Genomic DNA, 22,621 nt, shown 5'->3' with positions numbered 1-22,621 from the left:
TGAGAGAGGCTATACGCGCTGTGCCAATGAAAGACATCAACACGCTGCCTCGTGCCGACGCTCGGCTGGCGCCCGCGCATTTCCCGTCACGCGGCCGACCGTGTCCATCCGCGGCGTTGACATTGCTGTTGGGATGGGGGCCTTGCGCGTTGGCATGCGTCATCGGCGCATTGACCGTGCTGAGCGATCAGCCGGGGCTGATGCGTTACGACGCGCTCGTCTTCGTTTTTTATACGCTCGCCGCGCTTCCGATCACCGCGCTTTTGCGAAGGATGTGGCGGAAGAGGACGCCCTTGCGAACAGTATCGTGGCTGCTTCTGGTAATCACTTTTGTCGCGGCCTTGGGTGCCACCACGCTGCTCGTCAAACTCGCCTTATTCACTCACGTGGTGACTGGTGAGTTCCACTGGGAGTCGACCTTGCTACGCATGCAGACCATCTGGTTTCTGCTGATGGCCTACTGTGCCATGTACATCGGTATGGGCTACCACCTCGTGGCACTGGAAGAAACGCGACGGGCGATTGCAGCAACAGCACTAGCCCGGGAAGCGGAGCTCAAGGCGCTTCGCTACCAGGTGCATCCCCATTTTCTTTTCAATACCTTGAACGCGATTTCCACGCTCGTGATCGATGAGCGTCCCGATGATGCGACGCGCATGCTTGCGCAGCTCGCCGATTTTTTGCGCGTAACGCTGGCCAAAAAGACATCGCATGAAGTGACTGTCGCGGAGGAACTGGCGTTTACTGAGCATTATCTGGAGATCGAAAAGGTTCGACTGGGAGAGCGGCTGACCATGAATCTTGCTGTGAGCTCAAGCGCGTTAAATGCAGCCGTTCCGTATTTGCTATTGCAGCCGTTGGTGGAAAACGCGATCCGGCATGGCATTGCGCGGCGCGCCGAAGGCGGTGAACTGCGCATTCAAATCGAGGCGATGAACAAGCGGCTTCACATCACGGTATGGAACGAGGGGGTTAGCGAGCAGGGCGCTGAACAGCCCTCAGGCGAGGAAGAAGGCGGGGCTATTGGGTTGCAAAACGTGCGCGACCGGCTGGATTACCTTTACGGTACGGACTATCGCTTTATGATAAGTGTGGCCGATGACGGCAGTTGCCTTGTGACAGCGGACTTGCCTTATCGCACGCTAACAGACAGTCAAATGTCCTCGAATGTCGCGGTAACTCCATGATGCGCGTATTGGTGGTCGATGATGAGCCCTTGGCACGTCGCGGCGTGACCAAGCGCCTCTCGTTATTCGGTGACGTTGAATTGGTCGGGGAGGCCGCTAATGGTCGCGCAGCCTTGCGAGGCATCCAGGAGCTTGGTCCTGATGTCGTCTTCATGGATATTCAAATGCCAGGCACCAACGGGCTTGATGTCGTACATGCGATGAGACCCGCCGAACGGCCGCTGATTATCTTCCTCAGCGCTTATGACCGCTTCGCGCTCAACGCCTTCGAGGTCTATGCCCTCGACTATTTACTGAAACCGATTCATGAGGAGCGATTTGCCGAAGCCCTGCAACGTGCTCGGGATGTACTGGCTTTACGCAGGGGAGGAAGGCAGGATGTTCGCCTGTCAGTCACGAAACAGCCCAAGTGGCCCGCACGCTTCACAGTGAGGGCAGGGCGAAAGGACCTGGTCGTTGCCGTCGAGGACATCGAATGGGTGGAAGCCGCGGGCGATTACGCCGGTCTTCACGTACAGGGCAGGGTCTACCTCCTGCGGGAGCGCGTACATCGCTTGATAGAGCAGCTCGACCCGTACCAATTTGTGCGCATTCATCGCTCCACTGTCGTGAGGATCAATCGCATTGCGGAAATCCAGGCGCTGACCAACAGGGATTCACAGCTAAAACTCCTGGATGGCACGGTTCTTCGCGTCAGCCGCACCTACAGCGAATCGCTGCGGCAGGCACTTTTCGAGCGAGGTATCAGCGATGGAAGCGATGCCACCCCGGTTGCCGATCGCTAGTTATCTATCACCGGTTCGTCGCACGAAGCTTACGGTTCAACGCATACCCGCGCTCTTGCCGCGCTGCCTCGCGAGAAAGGCGATCTAATGATTGCTCCTGGCTACGAGAGTTACCTCGATGAAACGCGTCTCGATATGCTTTTCCACCGCCACCCGACTCCTGCAAGTTTGCCGGCCACGTCCCAGAGCAAAACGTGCTGGGGCTTCACGTTATCGGTAGAGGGCGTGCGCGAACATATTCGAGGGAAGCTGATGAATCATATAACTCAGAATTGGCGCGAATCCAGGTCGTGGCTACCTCTTGCAGTGGTCGTCGCGGCCTATTTTTTTCAATATCCCGTCGAAAATGCTGTCTGGTCGCCACTGCAGCGACTAGCCGGGTTATCGCTTTTTTCTCACGGGAAGATGTCGTTACTTAATTATGGCGGCTTGATGGTCTTCAGGTTGATGTGGAATGCTCTATTGGTTGCAGTAATCTGGATTTTTCTTGGGAAGCCATACGACGGCTTTCCGCTAAAGGATCGGACTGGAGTGCGCCATTTTACGATCGGGCTACTGATCGGTTTACTTGTAATGGCATTGGTGATTCTTGGCATTGCGAACTTGGGTGACGCAACGATCACAACGTCCGGTCAATCGGGTGTCTCTGCGCTCGTCTATGGCAGTGGCTGGCTCGCATTCGATGCCATCGGCGCGCTGGGTGAAGAATTGTATGGAAGGGTGGCAGTGCTTTTAGTTGCGGAGCGTTTTGTGGGTTGGAAAGGAGCCATCATCATTTCCGGATTGATGTTCTCCATGGTGCACATTGGTAACCCGGGGACGAGCGCGATATGGCTCATTCGTCTTGGTGCACAGGGGGCGTTGCTTGCTTATGCCGTGTATCGCACGCGTTCTTTGTGGTGGTCAGTTGGGTATCACACCGGTTGGAATTGGGCGAGCGCCCCATTATTCGGAGCAGCGGGCAGCGGTTATTTGGATGAAGGACACCTGTTCGGCTTCGACCCCCATGGCTCGGTCTGGATAACCGGAGGCGTAGTGGGTCCGGAAGGGAGCGTGTTCGCTTTTCTCGCGGTCATGATGGCGTTGGCATTCCTGCTCATTGCGACTCGAAATCGGAGAATGGAAACCAGATATGTCGGCGGACCATATCCCTAACCGATTTTATTCGATGAGTTGCGACGGCCAATATTTCAGCTGGAAGAGGCACCTTTCTAAGCGATGAGCGCATTGTAGGCTAGCCTTGCTATGGATGGAGGGTTTGATACTCGGTGTGGTGCTGCCATCGCGCAAGATGCACAGCGAAGTCTTCAGGCGACACAGCCTATGGAAAGGTCGGCACGCCTTCTCAGCGGGCCGTCGATACCTTATTTTTAAAAAATATATGAAGGAATAAAAATACCAAGACGGCCTGAAGTGTGGAATCTCACGCCTTTGTTCGCAACCACGTTTCGCGGTCTTTTTCTACTATTTGGTGGTGCGGCGCCGATGCAAAAGCCCGGCTGTCGAAATCCCATATCCATTTATTCGGAGAACCCGTGTGAATCTTGATCGTTTTCCCGTCACAAGCTGACCTTCGGCCCCACCGCCATTCACGCCTTGCCGCGCCTCAGTGAAGCCTTGGGTGGCAAAGTCCATCTGTACGCGAAGCGCGAAGACTGCAACAGCGGTCTGGCGTTCGGGGGCAACAAGACGCGCAAGCTCGAATACATCATCCCTGATGCCTTGGCGTCTGGTGCGGATACGCTGGTGTCGATCGGTGGCATCCAGTCGAACCAGACCCGGCAGGTCGCCGCTGTCGCGGCCCATCTTGGCTTGAAATGCGTGCTGGTTCAGGAGAATTGGGTGAACTATTACGATGCCGTCTATGACCGCGTTGGGAATATCCAGATGTCTCGCATGATGGGTGCGGATGTACGCCTTGTCAGTGACAGTTTTGATATCGGCATTCGTCGTAGTTGGGAAGACGCCATGGAGAGCGTTCGTGCCGCAGGTAGTAAGCCGTATCCGATTCCTGCCGGCTGCTCGGAGCATCGACTGGGGGGACTGGGTTTCGTGGGATTCGCGGAGGAAGTGCGCGCCCAGGAAGCCGAACTGGGATTCAAGTTCGACTACATCGTCGTCTGTTCGGTCACGGGCAGCACCCAGGCGGGTATGGTCGTCGGTTTCGCAGATGACGGTCGCGCTGACCGGGTCATCGGTATTGACGCATCGGCTAAACCGAAACAGACGCGCGAGCAGATTCTGCGGATTGCACGTCATACCGCAGACCTGGTGGAACTCGGACGGGCGATTCGCGATGAAGATGTCGTGCTGGACACGCGCTACGGCGGTCCTGAATACGGCCTGCCGTCGGAGGGCACGCTTGAAGCGATCCGCCTGTGTGCAAAGACGGAAGGCATAATGACCGACCCCGTATACGAAGGCAAATCTATGCAGGGCATGATCGATATGGTTCGCGGTGGAGAGTTCCCTGAAGGCTCCCGCGTGCTGTACGCGCATCTTGGCGGCGCGCCGGCACTGAGCGCGTACAGCTTCCTGTTCAAGAATGGTTGAATGCTGGAACGTGCCTGTCGGCTTCTGCCAGTGGCACAGCTGAACTATCGGAATCACGGAGCATGAGAATTGCTCAGGGCTGCTGTGAACAGGACTGCTGACATCCGTTGTCTGACGACCTGAAACCGCCCCTTTTGTAAGTGCCTGAATATAAGCCAAAACGGCGATTGGCCATGGCAGTTTGTTAGCTCAACGACCAGCCAACAAACCGCCCCGTATCCGCCGTCTGACCGACAACCCGCCTCCGATTTGCAGGATGTGCCAACAAACCGTCCAGGATTTCCAGGAACGGCCAACAATCTGCCGCGAATTCGCCGCTTAGACGCAGCGTTTCGGTTTGCGCTTCGAGTTGATGTGACGGGCTGACCGTGGCATCCCCTTGCGCGGCCTGAGCTTTCTTTGCTCTACTTTTCGTTGTCGTCTTCGGCATGGGTTCGGCTACGAGGGGTGCCGCCGCAGTCCATAGCGTTGGATTTTTGAGCAGCAGGCGACCTACACACGTCGAGTTCGTCCCTATCGCCGATGTACTCGCACACGGCGTCCGTGAGGCGAGCACAGGTATGTAGCGCCCGAGGATCCACCGCGGATAGCTGCAACCAATGGTTCGCGCCTGGGGCCACGTCAAGGGGTGGGATGAATTTTTCAATCACGCCCTACCGGCCGGGCCCATCCGTCCCCATCTGGATTCCGTCACCGCCAGCACCGCCGAGGTTTTCATGGTCACTGTTCCATTGGGGAGTCCCATCACCGCCGAGGACGTCCTGCGCTTCTTGCACAACGACATCAACAGCCGCGCCGGCTTTGTCGGGGGCACCGTTGCACTGGAATTTGTAGTGCGCTTGCAGCCCAAACGAGGCGCGGCCATTCCGCTGCGCATCAAGGTATGGGAAGGGAATGAGGCCGCCGAGCCGTTCAACTGGATCACCAGCCATTTCGCCAATACGCCGATGGACCAGCACTTCACGCCCAAGAGCAACACGTACGGGGCGAGTGTCATCGATGCGCTGACGAACGCGGTGCACAGCGTCCTGACGCCGATTAACCTGGCGATCGCGGACGGGCACGAGTTCCGGCCGGAATGGCTAGAAGAACACCGCGCTTACGACCGTACCCCGTAGGTCGGCGCGTGAGTCGAGCGCGCTTTTTCGTTACGGGTAATGGAATTATTTTTCGTTACGCATAACGATATCGTGGCGCCGAGGAGGGCATGCGATGCGCGATGAAAACGATCCAGGCAGCAGCGAAGTGGCCCTGCCACCGGGGACGAGGCGTCGTGGCCGACTGCCGCCCCAGGTGCTCGATGAGATCCGTCGAAGGTCCCCGTTGTCAGCGCGCTCGTTGTCCATGGGCGTTGCGCCCCGCGAGGACCGGTGACATGGCAGACTGGCCCAACACCCTGATCAATGGCATCACCGCCCTCGGCGGTGTCGGCTTGGGCGCGTGGCTAACGGGCCGACGCGAAGCGAGCATACGGGTCAATGAGACCCACAAACGAAGTGTGTACCTGGCCATCGTGGTCAGCCAGGCGCTGGAACGGTTCGCATCCGCCGCGGCGAATGTCGCCAACGACGAAGGTCGGTACGACGAGGAGGAGTTGAGACGTCCCCAGGTTCACACCCCGCACTTTGAAACAGCCGCGTTTGACGTGGACTGGCAGGCGGTCCCGGCAGATCTGGCGGACGCGCTACTGAGCTTGCCCTTGCGGATTGACGAAGCCAACGAACGTATCGCGGCTGTCGATGAGCATGACTACGACCCGCCGGACTTTGACGCGTATTTCGACACCCGCCGCCGGCTGTACGCCGAACTCGGCCTCGAGGCCTTGCGCGCGGCGAGAACCTTGCGGGAGCAGGCGGGCTTGCCGCAAAGAGTGGATCGCGAATGGGATGTCGAAGAGGCGCTTGTGCGCGCCCAAGTTGAAAGCGAGCAACGGCGACAGGCGCAAGCGCAGCAACCCCCTATGCCGCTACCGGTAAGCGCACTCGCCGCTTCCAATGATCAGGCAACGCCGGCGACGATCCAACCGGCGGTTCCCGTGAAATCGCTGGGAACCGAATAAGTGCCATCGATAGGGACAGCGATGACCAACGCAAAATCATGTTACGCGTGCAACGCGGCTGCCACGTCGGTCGAGCATGTGCCGCCACGGTGCTTGTTCCCCGCCACGAAGGATTTGCCAAAGGGCGTTTCGCTCCGCAATCAGCTGATCACTGTGCCGTCGTGCGACGCGCACAACGGCGCCAAGTCAAAGGACGATCTATTCCTGCAGTATGCACTTGTATTCGCTGTACCCGGGAACAGAATAGCCAAGAACCATTTTGCAAACGCGGTGTATCGAGGAATCGATAAAAGGCCGGATTTGGCCAACAACATGTTCCTGAACTCGGTGCCCGTCGTCGCGGTGGACACCTTGACCGGCGCCCGCTGGGAGAGCATTGCCATCGACGTGGACCGTGATCGTTTGGATGCCGCCCTTGAAGGCGTCGGACGTGGATTGCACTTCCATCACTTTCAGGCGAAATGGTTTGGACCCATCCGAGTGCATGCCGAGTTTTTGCTTGGATCGGTGGATCCAACGGACGCGCGCGCTGTCAACGAGCCCATGGAAAAGTTGGTTCGCGGGTTCAATACGATATTCGCAAAAGTGCCTTACCACGGGGCCAACCCGGGAGTATTTGAATACCAGGTGATTGCCACGCAGGGCTCGACGCCGACGATGATGCGGCTGCATTTCTATCAAGGCGTCAAAGTCACCCTTATCTTCAACGAATCGTACGGTCCACCCCGTCAGCGACCAATGGTCAGGGCGATTCGTAGCGCCCTGAGTCGACCCGGCGAATTAGCCCGAAAGGGCCTATGAAAAGGCCGGCTGCTTACCTTTTTGTGAAACCCTGGAGCAGTGCCCAAGAGGCACGAACCGCACGCGTCAGCCCAGTAGCAAGACGCGGTAGTGCGTGACGCAAATGACCGCTAGTCGCACACTCATGACGGGCCGCGTTTGTTGTTATTTCAACTGGGGCCGGATAGACGTGACGCTCACCGTCGTACACGATCGGTAGGTAACGACATCCATTCGAGTGAACCGCCAACAGACTGCGAGTTATTGCACGCGCTTCCTCGTGAGGTAGCGACTGACGATTGCAGAAAGTCCGACAATCAATTCGGCTTCCTCGAAGTTCGGTGCTTTTCCCTCAACCAAATGGCGTCCAAAATTGGAGGTATATCCCCATGCCTTTTCGATGAGCACATCCAGGGGCGCGGGGAAAAGTGCCCTGTGCTTTTTGATCACGTCACCGAGCGTATCCCGCGAGCTCGCGTGATCGCGCGCGACACATTCCAGTGCCGCCATGGCGTGTTGAATCGCCCCGGTGGTTTCTGGTTCAGGTCGACGGCTGAGATCCTTGATCGCTTCGTGCAGCTCTGTTGCGGCCGTTGGGCGTCCGGACGCGCGAACGAATTCCTGCACACCATGTAACGCCTTCTCAAAGGCCTCGGTACCTCGGTATTCAATCTTACGGTTGATAATCTGCCAGCCGATGCCCTTCTTCCGGAAGAGTGCGTTGAGCCTCTGTTCAAAATATGGGCATCCAATCGACTCGACGTCCGTGCTACCTGGTCGACGAATACGCGTTAGTGATTGAGGCAGGTCAAGAGCGATTGCTTCAATCAAGTCGTAGACTTCATACCAGGCGATGTCTTGAAAATACCCACGCACCTCACCGTCAACATTCGGAAACTCGCTCCAATTATTTGAATCCGGCTCAACGAAAAGCGTCTTGCATAGTACGCGTCGCAAGCTATTGGGCGTCATACCCGACTCGTAAGCCAGCGCGACGACCCCAGATCGCAATTCGGGAGGGGCCTCGCGTGTCACGATCTCAGCATCTGGCGGCGTGAAACCGTGTCGTTCGGAGAAAGTGGCCATACGTCATCTCAACCGTGGATAAGCCTCAGGGAACGGTGCCAACAGGCGGCACCATGCGCGGGTCAGCCGCCAATTGCATGTCGCCAGCGGCGAGCGCGGCATTCACCTTTGCACGTCCTTCCGCTGTATCGAGTTCAGTTTCCTCAATGATGTCCCATTTCGTCTTGTCGTTCGGTGGGGTAAACATCACTGCGACAAGGTCCGTTTCAATCTGGCGGGATGACCACATCACGCCGGGCAGTGGAAATTGCGCAGTGGGGTCATTTCTGCACTGAGCATCCAGATGTCCTGCATAGTCGTTCGTAGCTAGGTAATTCGTCGTTCGAGTTAGGTGGTCAAGTTCTTTGTCCAGTGCCGACCCTTTTGCAATTCCCAGGCGATGCCTGGCCGGACTGTAGAGTTTGATGACGGGCATCTTTTGTTTAAGGCGCAACTTAACTAATCCGCGGTTTGCGAGCTGCCCAGGTCGAAGATGTACAAAGCCATACCGATCGATGGGACACGTCCGAAGCACAGTTTCAAAAAGCGCACTGCGTTCGCTGGCCCCTATGTAATAGCTATGTCGCGCGACAGTCCCTAACGGGACGTCATTCACCAACGCGAAGCGGTAGTCTGCCGCATAAGTCACCAGCGGGCCGCAGTCGTAGTCCGGTGAGCTCAAGGTGTAGCAATGCCACCACTCGCTGCCCACTTCGAGTTCGCTGATGTAGAGAATTGGCAACAGTGGCTTATACGCGGGCGCAGTCATCAGCAGCATCCTTGCGAGCAAGTTCGATTACAGCGTCGGGATAGTCTTCAAACACATCCGCCGGCATGCGCGGCGTCTCGCTCAAGCCCTCACTGTCGCGTAGCGCCATCAACGGGCTCACCCCGTGGGCTTGTGCTGTTTTTTCTGCCAAGCTCCGCTCGCTAAGTTCTGGCCGCTCCGTATAGAGCCAGAACAAGCGACGCCAACGACCGGCATCTTCGTTTTCTCTGTCACTGAATCCTGGGATACGTTCGAGAGTTTTGAGAAGGTCAGGTATGCGCGGCAACAGCGCTTCCTTGGAATCAGGCGTCCGGTGACGGAATTGAAAATCCGGATGGATATACGTTCCGCCATGCCGGGTCGACCAGAAGCCAAAGAGCTTTTTCTCTCGGCGCAGTGAACTCGTAAAACGCGAGCTGTTTTCCGAAGTGCTTCCCCAAGCACGCGCCAACTCGGCGGCTGTAGGCCAACCTCTGTTAAGGAAGTCCTCGCGTTGAGCTGCCAAACGTTCAGTGGGCGTCATCCGCCCAACCTTAAGCACAGGTGGATCCGTGAGAATGCCATGGCCGGTGGATGCCGATGGGGCCAGGCTAACGCGCAAAGTTGTCCGCAACCTCGCGAACATCTTTTTCATCGCTTCCGGATCCGCCCGAGCGAATGCAGGGTCATCTTGCGGATTCAAGGCCACCTCGACCAATAGCGCTTCGTCGATTTCAGATATTGGCGCGGCCGAGAGCAGAGCATCGGACAAGAAGACTACGTTTCTCGTGTTTTTTATACGGAAGTCGCTCACGTCGCGAATGAGCATCCATGCGTGGTGCAATTTGTTGCCGGCATGGATCTGTACCTCTTGCGGGCCTTCATCAGCCAACACTCGGTCTGCCGACTCCTGCAGGAAAAGGCGCCGGTTCTCCGTCAATGCTCCTAGGTTGTAGATCCGCACGCCGCTGTGGTGAAGGCGTGGCAGCTCTTGCGGACGGATCTTTTCATCGATCGAAACGTCGCCCCACTTTATGGCCTCGCGGGGGTCCACCGTCTGGCGATCTTCCAGGGTCAAGAAGCTCAGAATGCTCATAAGGGTCCTTTTGGCGTCCATCACGCCCAACCACAGGCCCAGTCTGCACCCGGTAAGGTTGGTAATGCAAGTAAGATCGGTAAGGATGGTTCTGAACGGGAGCCTCCATTCCCACCGGCACCGGTGAGAACGCCACGGACAACCCTTCCCGGCGATGGCGTCACATCGAGCGCAAGAAAGTTCAGCCTCTGGGGATAAGTGCGCCACGCCGCCACTGAGGGAGCCTCTATGTTCAAGTTACCTGGCCGCGCCGTCGCCGCGGGTCTTTTCGCGATGGGCATTTCGGGGGTAGCCTGCGCAGGGTCGCCTCAACAAGTGGTCTCGGCCAGGCTTGGCCGACTGCTACCGCGGATGTGAGTTTGAACCCGCAATACCACGTCTACGTTTTCGTCCGCGACGACGTCCGGTACATCCAAGTCAATGAACTCGACGGAACAATTGATGCCGCCGTGGCCACGGCCAATGGAGCGGTAATCGCGGCTGCCAATCGGCAGATCCTCCACGGGTATTCGCATCTACCGTGCGACGACGAGCAGCAATCAACCGCTCGCTATCGGAGCGGCTACCACTACGGTTTATCGCGACGCAAGCCGTGCCATTGCACCTTGCGGAGTGACGCCGCGTTCGGCGCGACGATCGAAGCAATCAGGCGGACTTTAAGTTCGCGTCACTGAAGCGATAGCTCGCCTCGACCGCAACCGTGGAAAGCAGGGGCCGCGCACTTCCTAGGTCGCCCGGGATCTTGTCCGGACCGGTCTCAGTGCCGGCCATGCGCCTTGCTCTGAGGGCATCACGGGAGGCATCCGGCAACTCATCCCACCAACTGGGACGCATCATCAAGTTTTCCTGGTCCTCGAAACCAGCATGTACAGCTACGTTGGCCTTCTGGTCGTCTGCAAGCGTTTCGAAGGACCGCACATAACGCTCGGCCGGGCCATCCAGCTGGCCAATCCAGGCTAACGCCAGGAGGGTCTTGCCGTTCCAAGGCGTCAATGTGGCGCACAGGATGTCGAACGGGGCATTGCCATGGCCCAGGCGCTGCAGCGGTGTGCCATGGACATCACTCTCGGGATAGAAAGCACCGGAGTAGGCCAGTGGAAGAGGGTCGGAGAAGAGCCACCCCGCAGCGTTAAATCCGGCATAGTTTCCGCTGCGATACATCTGGTCCAGTTGGCCCTTCATTGCCGTTAGGTCAGCCGCTAATCGCGCAGACCCGACGTGCATAGGAAGGATCGTCCGCTGGTAGCGCGCCTGTAATCGGAGGGGGAGGCCGGCATCCAACTGGCGAAAGCGTGACACACGCGCAAAGGCACGGGCCTGGCGATGGCGAGAGTACGCCAGCGCACGGAATGCAAGGAGGGAGAGCGCAACCATGTCAACGGATCGCTGTCCCGATTCCACAGACGCGAAGAGAGTGCCGTCATGAGCCTTGCAGAAACCTTCGAACGTGGAAGCGACGCCGATCCCCTTGGGCACCTGGCGCAGCACGCCGTCCTCCAGCACAAGCTCGGTCACGTGTCCGCCCTCGGCCAATACGCTTAAGCCGCTGTTCTCTTGAATGGTGTGCGCTTTGATGATTTTACCGCATCCACTGGGGGCATCTGGATGCGCGCAGGTGCGTGGTAACGTCAGGCGCTTGATTGCCTCCTCTTCGGCTTTTCGGTGCCGGGGTTTGGCGTGCTCGCGGTGTTGATGACACGCTCCGAACGGTAGCTCTGAGAGACACCAGCACGGGGCACCTGCCGCCAGGCTGGCGCGCGGCCGGAGCTGCGGGAGCGGCATTGGCGCCGCCGTGAGGGATGGGTGGTCCGGCATGCGAGGATCTAAGAAGGTGTCGAGCAGGTTCTAGCTTATGATGAACGCTTGGTAGTCGCTACCGCTGCGACCGCCGGCGCCATCAGATGCCGACCTCGCCTTGGCGAGATACGTTGCCCAGCCGCCCATCAAAGTGCGAATTTATCAATGAGTGCAAAAGAGAGAGGCATCAAGAATATTCAAATTGAAGCTCAGATGGCGCTATCTGTAATTAGCGCCTACGAGTTTGAGTTCCTAAAAAGTGAGGCTGAAATACAAGAGCTTCTCAAGCCATGCACAATCTACTTCATTGTGCAGAGGCCTCTCATGTATTTTAATGAGTTTCGCACCGATGAGGGGCTCATCCATTTCAGCATCGAAGATAGTTCAGGAAAGCCTCCCCTCAAATGCACGTTTTGCCCCGCATTAAATGGTCTAACAAAAGACGGGGAGGACATCCAGCTTGACATCAAATTTTACCGAAAGAACGAAGCGACATCTGAACCTTTCAATAAAGTAGCAGGCTTTCAAATCTTGAATGCAGAGGGCGAGTTCAAGCTTTGGCTTACGCCGCAAAAATTCGTTCACCATGCCATTACGGGAAGACTTAAGGCAAAAGTTGATGGGGATATCTTCGGCTACATTGATTACCGAATTCACTATATAGGTAAGGCATTTTCACAGAACATTTGGGATCGATTGACTGGTCACGAGAAAATGCAGGCGGTTCTCACGCGAGAATTTCCATTGGACGAAGACGCCGCCAATTCGGCGCTTGAAATATCGCTGATCATGCTTGATGTGACCGGCTACACAGACGCGTGGTTTTGGCCCAACTTTGAGTTTCTGATAAAGCCGTCTGTTGTTCCGATCGTTCACGAATTTGACTTTTCAGAGAGCAACGATTCGTTTGAAAGGTTCATCACGCCCTCACTTGATCCGTCGGCTGTCGAACTAACAAATGAAGTCGAGGCTATGTTGGTCAATCGTTTTATGCCCGCCTACAACGAGATATCATTCAAAAATTATCCTGACATAATCAGCGGTACACGATCTGTTGGCTACACTGAAAGCAGTCTAGTTCTAAAAATGATGCCAGTTGCTCTAAGTACGGACCATTTCACATTGTCACCCGTTCTTCCGGTGCCAAAAGGTTGAGCGCGTAGGAGTTCTCCATCGCGGATCAGAAGCGTGTGTCTGATGACGTGAAGCCGCCCCATTTGTAAGTAACGGAATACAAAGAAAAGTGGCGATCAATCGAGGGCGGCTTATTACCCCAATTACCTGCCAACAAGCCGCCTCGAATTCGCCGCTTAAACCCAGCGTCTCCCGATGCGCTTCGAGCTGACACGACGGGCTGAGCGCGGCATGCCACGCGTGGGCTGAGCCTTCTTCGCTCGAACTTTCCTTGTCGTTTTCATTTCCGGCGTGGGTTGGGCTACCAGGGGCATTGCAGAAGGCCATGCAATACGTACTTCTTCCAGGCTCCCCTTGCGGCCTTTGACTTCTGCCACGGGAGCTACCCATGTTCGCGTTTGCGGGGCTTGTTTGAAGTGGACGCTGCATAACGCGTCCAAACCCTGCTCGAATCCTTTCACCAGAATGTCTTCAAGCGCGCGAGCAAGATGACCTCGGCCGATAATATTGTCCAAAGCGTTGGATGTTTGAGCGGCAGGCGACCGGCACACGTCGAGTTCGTCCCTATCACCCATGTACTCGCATACGGCCTCCGTGAGGCGAGCACAGGTGTGTAGTGCTCGAGGATCCACTGCGGATAGCTGCAACCATCGGTTCGCGCCTGGGGCCACGTCAAGGGGCGGGATGAATTTTTCAATCACCGCTGTGTTTGCGGCTTGAGGCGGCCACATATCGAATCGCGACCTTGATACCTCTGCCAATCGACAGTGCGTTGAAGTCGACAATCGCGTCAAGGTGAGTGGTCGGTCCACACCCAGCAAGCACCACCCCCAGAACGCGCCGGGTGAGGGAACCGAGGAGCCAGCCGTGTAGGTTGTTATTGTTGCTTCCCTATCGCGCACGGTCCTATTCCAATGCATAGGCGGTCGAGCGAGCGCGGCGAACCCTTTCTGTGCCACGGATTGATCGTGTGGCGCCAAAAAATGGCGGCGCGTTCGCTGAGCGCTCGCCCAAGCCAGGTAGTCCTCAAGAGCGGCTAGGGCATTCTCGGTCGGGAATTGCCACATCGTCGTGCCTGCCACGTCACTGTCAAAGAGATCGAGCCCGCAGGCACATTGACCCAGGTCCAATGCGGCCGTTACATGGGAAGCGTGCGGTCGGTCGCATTGCTCGCAGCGCTCTCTCAAAGGGCATCCGTGCCACGGGCAACGCTCAATAGACGGGAGTTGGAATAACGCGCAGTGATAGCCGTATGGCGCACACTGCGGACAATGTCGCAACGGTAACCCTTCGCCATCCCAGTGACCGTGCAGATCAAGGGGACTCCAGGCGCTCACGTTCCAATATGAGGGCGCCTGCGTGCATTGAAGGCCGATTCGCTCCTCAAACCGAGTGCGAGACAGACCCGGTCGATGGCACGCCTGTAAAAGGCTGGCTTCTGTGGATGCTCGGATCCCTAGCACGGGAAAGAGATCCTTCGGTTCAAGACAACTCAGACGATAGATCCGAAATGCAATGCCAAAGCCTGAAATGAAGGGGAAGGGCTCTAATTCCAGCCCGAGGAATTCGGGCCGGCCAGCGCGCGGCCCGAGGATTTCCTGCCACGCACTCATGCCGCTTCATCCGTCACGATCAAATTGGCGCGGACAAACTCGAGCCTGAGGTATCCGCTCACGCGAATGGCCTGTTCGATTTGCTCGTGCTTAAACTCCCGAAAATTCGGTGTGGTCGGTGCGGTGTGCGCGAGAAGATGCCTAACCGTACCCGTGAAGGTCGCCATCGGCCAGGCATCGCTGGGCGCGAGATTGGCCTCAGTACGGATCATGGCGACGACGTCCATCATGAGCGGCGCCTGGCTCGCAAGGGTCCATCCGTTATCAAACGCCTCACGAGCGAAATAGCGAGAGTAAGGCATATCAGGTGTTGGCCAACAGGCCGAACGATCAAAGCGATCGAGTGCGTGCGTGATCTCCGCGATCCCCGTAAGGGGTAGAAAGGGATGCGTACCCATGAACCAACGGCGCAACATATGGCTAGGGTATTCCGCCCAATCGTCACGCACGTCGACGCCCGACGCATCGCTCTGTCTAAAGAACACGATAAATAGACGTAGCTTGGCATCAGTCAATTGTTCATCGACATCGGCAAGATAATCGAACTCCGCACGCGTAATGCGCTGCGCGTTGTCAATAAACATCACCATGAGGTCCTGCTTGGCCTGACCACAGCGTGCCTTGACGAAATTGATCAATCGGTCCTTTCCCTTGCAGGGTGAGAGTCGATCGGTGTTGGTCAAACGAAGCCCATTGGTCATGGCTGTGTAGAACGCACCATCGCTTCGCCGAGTGCCGCTCGGCATGATTAATCGCGAGGCCACCCCGATGGGGTTACGGTGCTCATCGACGAGCCAACGCGCCGCGTGATCGGTAAGAAACTGCTGCGCGCTCGTCTTACCAAGTCCGCCACCGCCGAAGAACGACGCGCCGTGGTGATCATTTTCGATGTGACCGAGGATGAAATTCGCCACGGCTTCGGTGGGTTTGGTGTAAATCTGAAACCCGTTCGGAACAAGAATCGGATGCTTTTCCATGGGATGCTCCAGAAAAAGGAGAAACGCGGCCCATCGCGACATGGATGCCATGGACCGGGAAAAAGTGGCCGTGTCGCCTGCGTCTTAGGAATCGCGCATGTTGTCCATGCTGATCCATCCGCGTGTGGGCGCGCGCATGGGGGTACTCATGAGTGAATGTCGGGCAGAAGGCGAGGGCGGCTTGGGATGGCGCTGCTGGATGTACGCCAACTGATCGGCCGCTTGTTGCGACGTACAAGCATTCGCGCGCAAAAACTGGATATATGCCGTCACCGCGCACTCCACGCCCTTTAGGCTCAGGCCTCCCGCCTGCTTGCACCACTGTTGAATCAGAGTGCGCGTAGTTTCGTCGTGCCGAGTTTGGTCCCAAGGTGAGCTCGCGCGCACCACCCCGAGCGGCTGACTGGCCGTGCGATACAAGACCAAGGAACGCAGATCGCGCCGATTGACGCGAGCCAGCACGGTTTTTCCAACGAGCTCCCAGCGCGCGTCCAGGTCAGCACTGCGGTAACGGACGTAGGCATAGTTGACGTGCGGGAGGGTGCCGGATTTCTTACTGCCGACAACCTTGAGCGAAATAACGATGCTGTTCATGTCCGCCGCGCAGTGCGTGGCGTCGCTGGGCTGATATAGGCAAATGTCCCGCTTGGCGCGTTGTTGCAAAAATTGCAGTGGACTGAGATCACCTAGCGCGGGGTGCGGCGTGGCGTTGTAATTGGCCACGATCACATCAATGAGTTCTTCCAGCAGATGTAGCTGGATCGGATGATCTTTGGGCGAGATGTTGCTAATGCGAACTTTATTGTCACCCAGCTTGGTGGCGGGCTCAAAACCTCCAGGGAGGAGGCGAAACGCACCTTTCTCCATGCGCGAGTTCAGCTGCTCCACGACAGGCCGAGCGGTCCTGGCAACGCGGAGGGCATGCCTGCGCCCGGCGCATAACGCAACTCCGGAATGACAAGATCGCGCGGCACCCACGTATCAAGGCTACCCGCCATGGTTTGGGTGACGTCTTGGTTATTGTAGTTACGCCCAACGCGGAGCACCCATGAGACGATTGCGCGCGATTCGGTTTCGACTTCCGGAATCCACCAGAGCACGGTAATGGGGCGCGTGACACTACCACCGTTCGGGCCTGGAACCTGCAGTTCCATTCCAATATCCATACGGTGTCCGTCCAGCTCACCGCGATCGAAAATTTCGCCGCGAAAGATATCGGCCAACTTCGACGGCGTGGCGCTGTCGCCCAACACCGATTCCGGCATAGGAGCGGTTTCGATGCGCCGATGGCGAATATAGCGAAGGAGCGCTCGCCGGCCTTTGTCGGGCTGGTTGAGGGGATAGTGGTCGTGAAGGTCTTTTCTCTTCAGTTCCTTGACGATCTTGGAGTGCAGATCGCGAAACTTGCGGGGTAGCCGGCCCGGAGCAAGAGGGATGTTAAAGCCATGCACCCATTCTTTGATGTGCGGTTGCGCGGCCAGCATGGCCGCCACCGCATGGGGCCCCGCTTTGACGGGCATCGTGCCGTCGTCGGCCACCTCCTCGCGGTAATAGCTGCCCCAAGGTACGCAAACCCGGTAGCCAAAGGGCTGTCCATCGAGCGCCAGCTTTGGCGCTCGATCGACCATCGAGCGAAGCCGTTTGCGGCACAACCCCATTTCATGCGCGGCAGCAGTGAGCGTGGCCTCACCCAGGCACACCGCACGCAAGGCCTGGCACTTGGCCACAAAGCGTGGACGGTGCTTGGCGGCAATGGTATCCAGCGGTGGCTGATACCACGACGCGACCTCACCTTCAGTGCAAAGAGCCGTCTTTTCACGAGACATGATCGACCTCCATGATGAAACACATCAAAGGGCATGACGCCGATCGACAGCGCACGCTTTCATGGCTGCGCGAACGGTGTCATCGAATTCATGATGGCAAGCGCCATCGCATCGATAATCTTGCGAGACATCGATGCGAGACGAGCGTTGGGTAGCTACCGTTCCACTACCCGGACGGTGGCGTGTTCTGCAGGGATACAGCGGAGCTTTTACCCACACACCCTTGGCTCGTTGCGACGTAAAGTTCATGGCCTTCGATCGCAGTGGGGAGGGTCTCGAACAACGACAGCTGTTCCGGTGCCACCGGCTCAGCCGTTATGGCGGCAGGTGTCAAGGAGGGGGAACTGTGTGCATCGGAGAGATGATTAGACATGAACTTCCTCCAATACCGTGTCCAAACTGAGTCGGCGGGTCAGGTCAAGGCGTAGTGTTCCGTTATGCACCAGTGATGCGGCTACAGCGAATACCTGGTCCTCGCCGAATTGGGTGAAATAGGCAATAAGCGCGCGGAAGCTGACGCGCGGTGTAACACTGAAATAGGCCTTGATGCCTTGGCTGATGGTCACTCGCGATGGGATACGTCGCGTGTATTGCACATGCGGTAGCAATTCAAAGTACGTGCGTAAGGCGACACTTTCGGTGAGCAAGTCTTGCTCGGTGATATACGTCAGGTTGATCTCATGCCGCTGTGCCGCCGCTTCCATGCGTTCGTGATCGCGCAAGGCGGCGCCCTCGCGGTGATGGCCTGGCGTTCCCACATTCGGCACGCCCATGAGAAACCGCTCGTGATCTTGTTTTGAACGCGTCCAAAACGCGACATCGATCGCGAACTTAGGCGACACAAACATCTTTCGCGGGCGCTCGACGTAGCAGTCGATGGTTGGATCGAACTCGAGCTTTAAAGCGAGCGCTAAATGCAGGTATTCAGTGACTTTGACCGTGCGCTGGTTCTTCGGCGAATGAAACAGGAAAAGTTCTCTCGACGTCGCTTCGCCGAGCGTGAGCGTGCGTGGATGGTAGGGGAGAGACGTGTTGGGGATTTGAAGCGTTTGTTCTTCAGGCAAAGTGGTGGCGCTGACTCCAGCACTCATGGGTTGGATCCTCGTTTTTTGATGGCGACGGCGGCTTTCCGGCGTGCTAAAGCACGCCGGAAGCTACATAAGGGATGCCAAGAGGTCATGGACGCAGGGCGTCTACCCGAGCCCAGTTGCCCGGGGGATTAGGCCGCCATCAGACGCCGGTAGTGTTTTTCCCGAGGCACCGGCCGCAGTCGGTAACTCAGGACATCGAACGTGATGGGATCGACCGTGACATCGAGCAGATACTGGCGCCCGCGAATCCACACAGGGCGAGTGGTATGCACGTTTTCGATGAGGTCGACATCCGCCTCATTGGAAGGCAGGACGTAGCGCAGCAAGGCGGCAGCAGCCGCCTGTTCTAGGTGGTGGGAGTTCATGTTTTGTTTCCTTCTCGGTTGATGGCCCTGAGGGGCCTTGACGACCAACCTGAAGTGCGCGAAGCTGTGATCACGGCTCCACAGTAGTTCGCTCAAGCCCTCGTTCGCCGCGAGGGCTTTTGCATTTCAGGCACACAAAATCTTCACGGAATCAGGGAAGTTTGCCGTTCGATAGAAGGCGCCGCGCTCTGCTAGGCCTTGAGGCTGTTGCAGTCGCAACGCCGGCTCTATTTGGCCCCTGGTCTCACCAGTGGCGTTTTTGCCGCGGATAAGTGCTTGGAAATCCGGTATTTTCTCCTATGAGTCGGTGATTGGATCCAAATGGTTACCTAGGGGACGACGAACCAGGCGAATGTGGCGCCACGCCGTTCATCAATCCCCCCATCCTGTTAGTCCTCCTTGCTGGCATGCTGCTGTTCTCGTTCGAGGGTGGATAAAAGCTCAGCCACTGCCTCGGGGGTCGCGAACCATTGGCGCCGAGGCAGCATCTGTACCAGCGGTACAGGCAAGTGGCCACGCGATCGCGCTTTTCGAATAGCCCAGACCGAGGGATACCTAAGAACGACCGCCAGGTCAGACAGCGTCAGTAAGTCGCCGAACCGGTCTCGAAGGGCTGCTGCGCGCTCCGCTTTGGTCACCATGTCGTTCGTTGTCTTCCCGTGTACCGGGTTGTCCCGCCGAGGTACCGAAACTAGTGCGTTTGAATGGCCAACCAAAGAGCAACGTTTCGGCGAACACCATGCATCTCAAAATATTGGGCTAGACTTCCGGCCAATTTGATGATAGCGGGGTGGCGATGCGAACCGCTTGGCGAATTCTCGTAACTAGGCTCTGTATCCGGTACGCGTTGTGGGCGTCGCAAGCGGTCGATCATGAAGCGTTCCTCCGCAAATTTGATAAATTTGCGTCCCGTGAAACCGGATATGGATTGGATCCACGGCTTGTACGCGCGTGGGAAACGGGAAGGCTCTCTATCTCTGAAGGGCTGGTCCATCGCATCGACACCCAAGTCGCTGGAACAACCATCGTTTATGCGCTAGCGACACTCCTACGGCGGCAATATTTGAGCGCCCCAAATGTCAGAAGAGTGGTGGAGCCTATTTGCGGTCAGAGCGGTAGTGATCGATGGTGGAAGCTTCCTTCTGTTCCTGGTGAAGCTCACGGTACGACCACGTCGTACGCTTGGGATGATTCGGCTTCGCTTGTATCGCGAGGCGATTTTCATGGATTCTTAGCCATTCTCGCCCTGCTTCGTGAATCGGTGGCGACCAGGGATTCACGGGCAGGGCAGTATGTGCGCGACCTTTACACCATATTGCCATCTGTATGCAGGATTCCATGGGTGAGCCAGGACATGGACCTACTGCTGCAATGTATCGAGGACATGAGGGTTGGTGTCCGCTGGCTTCCCGCCTTCCTCATCACGATCGACTGGGGCGCATTTCGCGATGAAACGACCCATCCCTCATCTTGGGAAGATGTCGCACCCTGGATAATCGGTCGCACTGGCTATTTGGATCGCCCGGTGCCTTTGTTGGAAGACATAGTGCCGTTGCAGCCATACGTCCGTCACCGGAACCCCGAACGATCAGCAGTCCTCAAGATTTTTCGATCGATTGTAGGAGCTCGTCCTTCTCCGTCGCCGACAGCGCATCAAAAGCCAGGATGATGCGCGCCAAGCGTTCATCGTCGGCGAAGAGGTAGGCAGTCGGGACCTTCAGCGCTTCCGCCAGGCGAGCAATAGTCGCCATGTCGGGCTCATGGACCCCTTTTTCGTAACGGTTGATGCGCGTGGCGGCCACGAATTGGTCCAGTCCTGCCTTGACGCCTAGCTCTTGCTGGGATAGCTGACGTTCCGTCCGCGCCTGTTTCAGGCGTCGCTGGAAAACCAGCCGGATATCGGTTCGTCTCGGCATCGTACCAATCTCGAAAGGATGACCCTTACGAGATTCGTAACTTTGCCTTGCCGGCGATATTACGAGTTTCGTAATATGGGGCGCAAGCGGCCCTGTACCAGGGCCATTGGGTCCACGGCATGCAGCTGGTACTCAATGACGAAGAGGTCATCCCTATACCTCTGGATGACTTTGTCCAGGAGGCCTGGGTGCTGCAATACAACCGGGCCTCTTTCCAGGGTGGGCTGGACGGGCTTGTGGAGCGTTTGGCGGCATGTTTTGCATCGAGCCTGGCCGAATGCCTGGACCCTGATTTAAAGCTACCTACCGACGCCCAGCTCAAGTATGCGACCGCGATCGCTCGTGATCTCGGTGTCGCGCTGCCGTCCGAGGCACTTCGATTTCGAGGGGCCATGACCGAATTCATTGATCGATTTTCCGACGCACACAAACGGAGGCGGAAATCTTAGTTTACCTGCAGCTCCATCCTTGAAACCCGCTAATACCGACGCAGAAACATGTCTATAGTGAACGTCTTTGAACGCCTCGTTTGCGAGCTAACCGTGGGCTGATACTGCGGAGTCATTGAAGCCATGGCAAAAGTAATCGACTCCCAGCTTGATGAATTATTGGAAGCTGCAAGGAGAGCTGCAGATTCCGGAGAAGCGGCACGCACCCAGGAGGCGTTCTACAAGGCGCTGCTGGACACTACCGTATACGCGCATGTACCTGCCGGGCCCACGCCTCGAAATCGTATTCGGTTTATCCAGTTCGTCAGACCTGATAACGGACAAACTGTGCTGCCGTTTTTTAGCAACCATGCACAAGCCGAAGTCGCCGCAGCAGGGAAGGTCGGGATTGTCGCTATGGCTGGGCGACGGCTCTTTGAGTTGACTCGTGGCGCTACGCTAATGCTTAACCCCAATCGTGACCGCGTTGTCCTGTATCCGCCCGAGATCAGCGCTTTGCTGGAAGGACGTCCACTTGGTGTCTTTAGTCGGGAGACACTACAGACGGACGAGCAGGTTGGGGTATGCCTGCCGTCCGTACCAACAGACAACCTGATATTGGCGCTCCGTGATCTATACGGACGTGAACCCTCGGTGCGAGCGGGCTACCTGGTGGAGGTGCATCGTGGCGCAGATGGTTCTGATGTTTTCTTGCTTCTTACGCTGGTGGTGATGAAGGGAAATGATGAGCGCATAGTTCAGCTGACAACCCTGAAGCTGAGTTCGTTATCGCCAGAATTGGAACTTCCCATCACGATGACATGCGTTCTTCCTGATGAGCCTGTGCCGGAACTTTGCCATCACGGCGTTCAGTTTTACGGCAGCTGAGGAATCCGGCAGGGATTGATACGACCTGCATGCAGCGAGGCGGCCGGACGGCAGATATCAGCTTGGTCCGTCGCCCTTACGCCGGAGGAGTTTAGGGCAGCCGAGGAGGACATTGGCGGAGAAACTTACCAGGCCACCCTGGATGCCGGCTGGCTGCTGAGCCTTTCCAGGTATGGAATTCACTGACTTCTGGCCCATCGGAAGGGCAGGTAGGCCACAGGCCACCGGGAACCATTCGCCTGTATATTTATAAAGCACCATTCGGCGTCTATGAGGTCCGTAGTTTGGGGCCTGTGAAACGTTGGGGCATGTT

At 57.1% G+C, this 22,621-nt stretch carries 20 protein-coding genes and 1 pseudogene; 10 read left to right on the top strand and 11 right to left on the bottom strand.

What is annotated here, in order from left to right; translation table 11 throughout:
* The first annotated feature begins 26 nt into the window (after positions 1–26).
* The 7 genes and pseudogenes from AC4HNJ_RS16220 (at position 27) to AC4HNJ_RS16190 (ending at position 7,385) form a co-directional block, all read left to right on the top strand.
* Entirely contained in the window at positions 27–1,187 is a 1,161-nt protein-coding gene (locus AC4HNJ_RS16220) for a sensor histidine kinase (protein WP_490480637.1), read from the top strand.
* Positions 1,184–1,972 (top strand): LytR/AlgR family response regulator transcription factor, encoded by a 789-nt coding sequence (locus AC4HNJ_RS16215; protein ID WP_490480636.1) that lies wholly within the window; start codon positions 1,184–1,186, stop codon positions 1,970–1,972. The genes AC4HNJ_RS16220 and AC4HNJ_RS16215 overlap by 4 nt, the downstream gene beginning before the upstream one ends.
* 87 nt (positions 1,973–2,059) lie before the next feature.
* Positions 2,060–3,127, top strand: coding sequence for a CPBP family intramembrane glutamic endopeptidase (locus tag AC4HNJ_RS16210; RefSeq protein ID WP_490480635.1), 1,068 nt, complete (start codon positions 2,060–2,062; stop codon positions 3,125–3,127).
* 408 nt (positions 3,128–3,535) lie between these two features.
* Positions 3,536–4,525, top strand: a pseudogene (locus AC4HNJ_RS16205) (1-aminocyclopropane-1-carboxylate deaminase); the annotation flags it as partial.
* Positions 4,526–5,124: 599 nt separating this feature from the next.
* Complete coding sequence (locus tag AC4HNJ_RS16200; RefSeq protein ID WP_490480634.1) at positions 5,125–5,643, top strand: hypothetical protein; 519 nt, start codon at positions 5,125–5,127, stop codon at positions 5,641–5,643.
* Between the two features lie 257 nt (positions 5,644–5,900).
* Positions 5,901–6,584: a hypothetical protein gene (locus AC4HNJ_RS16195; protein ID WP_490480633.1), complete on the top strand. Its 684-nt coding sequence runs from the start codon at positions 5,901–5,903 to the stop codon at positions 6,582–6,584.
* A gap of 21 nt (positions 6,585–6,605) precedes the next feature.
* Entirely contained in the window at positions 6,606–7,385 is a 780-nt protein-coding gene (locus AC4HNJ_RS16190) for a hypothetical protein (protein ID WP_490480632.1), read from the top strand.
* A gap of 240 nt (positions 7,386–7,625) precedes the next feature.
* On the opposite strand, the gene AC4HNJ_RS16185 is transcribed toward AC4HNJ_RS16190, so the two are convergent.
* The 4 genes from AC4HNJ_RS16185 to AC4HNJ_RS16170 form a co-directional block, all read right to left on the bottom strand.
* Entirely contained in the window at positions 7,626–8,450 is an 825-nt protein-coding gene (locus AC4HNJ_RS16185; protein ID WP_490480631.1) for an AbiJ-NTD4 domain-containing protein, read from the bottom strand.
* A 25-nt stretch (positions 8,451–8,475) separates the two neighbouring features.
* Complete coding sequence (locus AC4HNJ_RS16180) at positions 8,476–9,198, bottom strand: hypothetical protein (RefSeq protein ID WP_490480630.1); 723 nt, start codon at positions 9,196–9,198, stop codon at positions 8,476–8,478.
* A complete protein-coding gene (locus AC4HNJ_RS16175; protein WP_490480629.1) occupies positions 9,179–10,255 on the bottom strand; it encodes a hypothetical protein in 1,077 nt (358 codons plus the stop codon). Before AC4HNJ_RS16175 ends, AC4HNJ_RS16180 begins: the two co-directional genes overlap by 20 nt.
* Before the next feature lie 663 nt (positions 10,256–10,918).
* Entirely contained in the window at positions 10,919–12,055 is a 1,137-nt protein-coding gene (locus tag AC4HNJ_RS16170) for a hypothetical protein (RefSeq protein WP_490480628.1), read from the bottom strand.
* A 180-nt stretch (positions 12,056–12,235) separates the two neighbouring features.
* Between AC4HNJ_RS16170 and AC4HNJ_RS16165 the strand changes: the two genes are divergently transcribed.
* A complete protein-coding gene (locus AC4HNJ_RS16165; protein WP_490480627.1) occupies positions 12,236–13,225 on the top strand; it encodes a hypothetical protein in 990 nt (329 codons plus the stop codon).
* Positions 13,226–14,813: 1,588 nt separating this feature from the next.
* Here the strand turns inward: AC4HNJ_RS16165 and AC4HNJ_RS16160 are convergent.
* From AC4HNJ_RS16160 to AC4HNJ_RS16130, 7 genes are all read right to left on the bottom strand, one after another.
* Positions 14,814–15,794, bottom strand: coding sequence for an ATP-binding protein (locus AC4HNJ_RS16160; RefSeq protein WP_490480626.1), 981 nt, complete (start codon positions 15,792–15,794; stop codon positions 14,814–14,816).
* A gap of 84 nt (positions 15,795–15,878) precedes the next feature.
* Positions 15,879–16,682 (bottom strand): hypothetical protein, encoded by an 804-nt coding sequence (locus AC4HNJ_RS16155; protein WP_490480625.1) that lies wholly within the window; start codon positions 16,680–16,682, stop codon positions 15,879–15,881.
* The gene (locus AC4HNJ_RS16150) at positions 16,670–17,620 is read right to left on the bottom strand and encodes a hypothetical protein (protein WP_490480624.1); all 951 of its coding nucleotides are present in this window, start codon (positions 17,618–17,620) and stop codon (positions 16,670–16,672) included. Before AC4HNJ_RS16150 ends, AC4HNJ_RS16155 begins: the two co-directional genes overlap by 13 nt.
* Before the next feature lie 166 nt (positions 17,621–17,786).
* Positions 17,787–17,993 (bottom strand): hypothetical protein, encoded by a 207-nt coding sequence (locus tag AC4HNJ_RS16145; protein WP_490480623.1) that lies wholly within the window; start codon positions 17,991–17,993, stop codon positions 17,787–17,789.
* Entirely contained in the window at positions 17,986–18,711 is a 726-nt protein-coding gene (locus tag AC4HNJ_RS16140; protein WP_490480622.1) for a hypothetical protein, read from the bottom strand. The genes AC4HNJ_RS16145 and AC4HNJ_RS16140 overlap by 8 nt, the downstream gene beginning before the upstream one ends.
* 128 nt (positions 18,712–18,839) lie before the next feature.
* Entirely contained in the window at positions 18,840–19,076 is a 237-nt protein-coding gene (locus AC4HNJ_RS16135) for a hypothetical protein (protein WP_490480621.1), read from the bottom strand.
* Positions 19,077–20,674: 1,598 nt separating this feature from the next.
* Complete coding sequence (locus AC4HNJ_RS16130; protein ID WP_490480620.1) at positions 20,675–20,992, bottom strand: helix-turn-helix domain-containing protein; 318 nt, start codon at positions 20,990–20,992, stop codon at positions 20,675–20,677.
* A 119-nt stretch (positions 20,993–21,111) separates the two neighbouring features.
* On the opposite strand from AC4HNJ_RS16130, the gene AC4HNJ_RS16125 reads away from it, so the two are divergent.
* Both AC4HNJ_RS16125 and AC4HNJ_RS16120 read left to right on the top strand, forming a co-directional pair.
* Positions 21,112–21,441, top strand: a complete 330-nt coding sequence (locus AC4HNJ_RS16125) for a hypothetical protein (protein ID WP_490480619.1) — start codon at positions 21,112–21,114, stop codon at positions 21,439–21,441.
* Positions 21,442–21,564: 123 nt separating this feature from the next.
* The gene (locus tag AC4HNJ_RS16120) at positions 21,565–22,308 is read left to right on the top strand and encodes an SseB family protein (RefSeq protein WP_490480618.1); all 744 of its coding nucleotides are present in this window, start codon (positions 21,565–21,567) and stop codon (positions 22,306–22,308) included.
* The last annotated feature ends 313 nt before the right edge of the window (positions 22,309–22,621 follow it).

This window comes from Dyella sp. SYSU CM1112 (genome assembly GCF_058216415.1).
This window is presented reverse-complemented; position numbering and strand designations above follow the sequence as displayed.

Excerpts from the sequence above, each read along its gene's own strand:
- AC4HNJ_RS16215 (WP_490480636.1), top strand. The coding sequence starts at position 1,184 with ATGATGCGCGTATTGGTGGTCGATGATGAGCCCTTGGCACGTCGCGGC.
- AC4HNJ_RS16130 (WP_490480620.1), bottom strand. The coding sequence starts at position 20,992 with ATGCCGAGACGAACCGATATCCGGCTGGTTTTCCAGCGACGCCTGAAA.
- AC4HNJ_RS16145 (WP_490480623.1), bottom strand. The coding sequence starts at position 17,993 with ATGTCTAATCATCTCTCCGATGCACACAGTTCCCCCTCCTTGACACCT.
- AC4HNJ_RS16200 (WP_490480634.1), top strand. The coding sequence starts at position 5,125 with ATGGTTCGCGCCTGGGGCCACGTCAAGGGGTGGGATGAATTTTTCAAT.
- AC4HNJ_RS16150 (WP_490480624.1), bottom strand. The coding sequence starts at position 17,620 with ATGTCTCGTGAAAAGACGGCTCTTTGCACTGAAGGTGAGGTCGCGTCG.
- AC4HNJ_RS16220 (WP_490480637.1), top strand. The coding sequence starts at position 27 with ATGAAAGACATCAACACGCTGCCTCGTGCCGACGCTCGGCTGGCGCCC.
- AC4HNJ_RS16195 (WP_490480633.1), top strand. The coding sequence starts at position 5,901 with ATGGCAGACTGGCCCAACACCCTGATCAATGGCATCACCGCCCTCGGC.
- AC4HNJ_RS16165 (WP_490480627.1), top strand. The coding sequence starts at position 12,236 with ATGAGTGCAAAAGAGAGAGGCATCAAGAATATTCAAATTGAAGCTCAG.
- AC4HNJ_RS16140 (WP_490480622.1), bottom strand. The coding sequence starts at position 18,711 with ATGAGTGCTGGAGTCAGCGCCACCACTTTGCCTGAAGAACAAACGCTT.
- AC4HNJ_RS16120 (WP_490480618.1), top strand. The coding sequence starts at position 21,565 with ATGGCAAAAGTAATCGACTCCCAGCTTGATGAATTATTGGAAGCTGCA.
- AC4HNJ_RS16170 (WP_490480628.1), bottom strand. The coding sequence starts at position 12,055 with ATGCCGCTCCCGCAGCTCCGGCCGCGCGCCAGCCTGGCGGCAGGTGCC.
- AC4HNJ_RS16125 (WP_490480619.1), top strand. The coding sequence starts at position 21,112 with ATGCAGCTGGTACTCAATGACGAAGAGGTCATCCCTATACCTCTGGAT.
- AC4HNJ_RS16210 (WP_490480635.1), top strand. The coding sequence starts at position 2,060 with ATGATTGCTCCTGGCTACGAGAGTTACCTCGATGAAACGCGTCTCGAT.
- AC4HNJ_RS16180 (WP_490480630.1), bottom strand. The coding sequence starts at position 9,198 with ATGACTGCGCCCGCGTATAAGCCACTGTTGCCAATTCTCTACATCAGC.
- AC4HNJ_RS16190 (WP_490480632.1), top strand. The coding sequence starts at position 6,606 with ATGACCAACGCAAAATCATGTTACGCGTGCAACGCGGCTGCCACGTCG.
- AC4HNJ_RS16185 (WP_490480631.1), bottom strand. The coding sequence starts at position 8,450 with ATGGCCACTTTCTCCGAACGACACGGTTTCACGCCGCCAGATGCTGAG.
- AC4HNJ_RS16160 (WP_490480626.1), bottom strand. The coding sequence starts at position 15,794 with ATGGAAAAGCATCCGATTCTTGTTCCGAACGGGTTTCAGATTTACACC.
- AC4HNJ_RS16135 (WP_490480621.1), bottom strand. The coding sequence starts at position 19,076 with ATGAACTCCCACCACCTAGAACAGGCGGCTGCTGCCGCCTTGCTGCGC.